The following is a 2,100-nucleotide window of genomic DNA, read 5'->3' on the forward strand; positions in this document are numbered from 1 at the left end:
CTCCCCCTTTTTTGAGTTTGCGGGGCATTCACTAAGCAATTTAATCAATCCAATCATCCACCGGTGAATATAAACGTTCACCGTTCTGTGGCCGGTTCTCTGTTCTCAATGGACTAATATTTGCTTTAGCGCGCTGATGCGCTTGTCCTGTTTTACACGGGTTGTTTTATTGATTGTGACGGAAGGACTCACATGGCAGATGTTCATGAGCTGCTTGATACTTGGATTGCCAATGTCAAGGACGAGGAGCTCCTCGCTGAGCTCAATACGATGAAGGAGCAGGGTGACGAAGACGCCATCACCGACGCTTTCTTCCAAGATCTCGCCTTCGGTACCGCCGGTCTACGTGGCACTATCGGTGCAGGCACTAACCGTATGAATATCTATACGGTTGGTCGCGCGACGCAGGGTTTTGCTGACTATCTTAATGCGACCTTCGAGCATCCGACGGTTGCCATCGCTCGCGATAGCCGCAATAAGGGTGAACTGTTCGTTAAGACGACGGCTGCCATTCTTGCCGCAAACGGCGTGACTGCTCTCGTGTATCCTAAGATTTCTCCCGTGCCGACGCTTTCCTGGGCCGTCCGTGACCTTAAGTGCTCCGGTGGCATTTGCATGACCGCTAGTCATAATCCAGCGCCTTATAACGGCTATAAGGCCTATGGCCCCGACGGCTGCCAGATCACCAGCGAGGCTGCCGATGCAATTTCTAAGGCTATCGCCGAGACCGATACGTTTACCGGCGTGAAGTCCATGGACTTCGATGAGGCTCTTGAGCAGGGTCTGGTCAAATGGATCGATGACTCGTGCCTCGAGCGTTATTATGACGCCGTTCTCGCCCGCGGCGTAACCAACCTTTCTGCCGAGGAGATCGCTGGCGCTCCGCTTAAGCTCGTCTACACTCCGCTCAACGGCACCGGCCTCATTCCCGTCACGACGGTGCTCGAGCGCGCTGGCATCACCGATGTCACGGTTGTTCCCGAGCAGAAGGAGCCTAACGGCGATTTCCCGACCTGCCCGTATCCTAACCCCGAGATTCGTCAGGCCATGCAGAAGGGCATTGACCTGTGCGAGCAGGTTCACCCTGATCTGCTGCTTGCAACCGATCCTGACGCCGATCGCGTTGGCGTTGCCGTTAAGAATGGCGATGACTATCTGCTGCTGACCGGCAATGAGATGGGCGTTCTGCTGCTCGACTATATCTGCAAGACCCGCGCTGCTCGCGGTGAGGACCTCACTAAGAAGGTTGCTGTCACTACTATCGTTTCTTCCGCCATGGTTGACGCTCTGGCCGACGAGTACGGTTTTGAGCTCCGCCGCTGCCTGACGGGCTTCAAGTACATCGGCGACATCATTACTTCTCTTTCCGATGCTGGCGAGGTCGATCGCTTTATCTTCGGTTTTGAGGAGAGCTACGGCTATCTGGCCGGCGACCACGTGCGCGACAAGGACGCCGTGAGCACTTCGCTTTTGATTTGCCAGATGGCGCAGTATTACAAGCTCCAGGGAAAGAACCTTGCCGACGCGATGCACGAGCTGTACGAGAAGTATGGCTACTATCACAACAAGACGATTTCGCTGAGCTATCCGGGTGCTGAGGGTGCGGCAAAGATGGCCGGCATCATGGCCGGTCTGCGCGAGAACCCGCCCGCAGAGCTCGCCGGTTCCAAGATTGAGGCCGTCGTTGATTACAACACCTGCGTGAACGGCCTGCCGAAGGCTAATGTTATTGAGTTCGATCTTGAGGGTGGCAACAAGGGTATTGTTCGTCCTTCCGGCACCGAGCCCAAGATTAAGCTGTACATCTTCGCTAAGGGCGCGGATGCCGTCGAGGCAGATGCAGCACTTGACGCGATCGAGGAGTCCGGGCGCAAGTTGTTGGCCTAAGGCTTTGAAAGCCTATTTCTATAGTTAGACGGAGGAGGGGATCTCGGAAACGAGGTCCCCTCTTTATTACTGTTAAATACAGCTGGGGATCCCAAGATGTGTAGGAAATGTGTACGCCCAGATTCCCGCCCGCGGGGCCCCTCCGGTCTGGCAATATATCTCCTTGCCGCGCGGCCCGGTGCAACCGGGAACCAGCGCAGGCGTGCACCTTGA

The 2,100-nt window shown here is 55.7% G+C and carries 1 protein-coding gene; it reads left to right on the forward strand.

Translation table 11 applies throughout. From position 1 onward, the window contains the following. The first annotated feature begins 192 nt into the window (after positions 1–192). A complete protein-coding gene (locus tag PMX21_RS09975; RefSeq protein ID WP_196034081.1) occupies positions 193–1,887 on the forward strand; it encodes a phospho-sugar mutase in 1,695 nt (564 codons plus the stop codon). The last annotated feature ends 213 nt before the right edge of the window (positions 1,888–2,100 follow it).

Origin of the sequence: Collinsella aerofaciens (genome assembly GCF_028209885.1) — a bacterium.
In the GTDB taxonomy this organism is placed as follows: domain Bacteria; phylum Actinomycetota; class Coriobacteriia; order Coriobacteriales; family Coriobacteriaceae; genus Collinsella; species Collinsella aerofaciens_BA.

What these genes read in the sequence shown, in the direction of transcription:
- PMX21_RS09975 (WP_196034081.1), top strand. Translation starts at nt 193, where the DNA reads ATGGCAGATGTTCATGAGCTGCTTGATACTTGGATTGCCAATGTCAAG.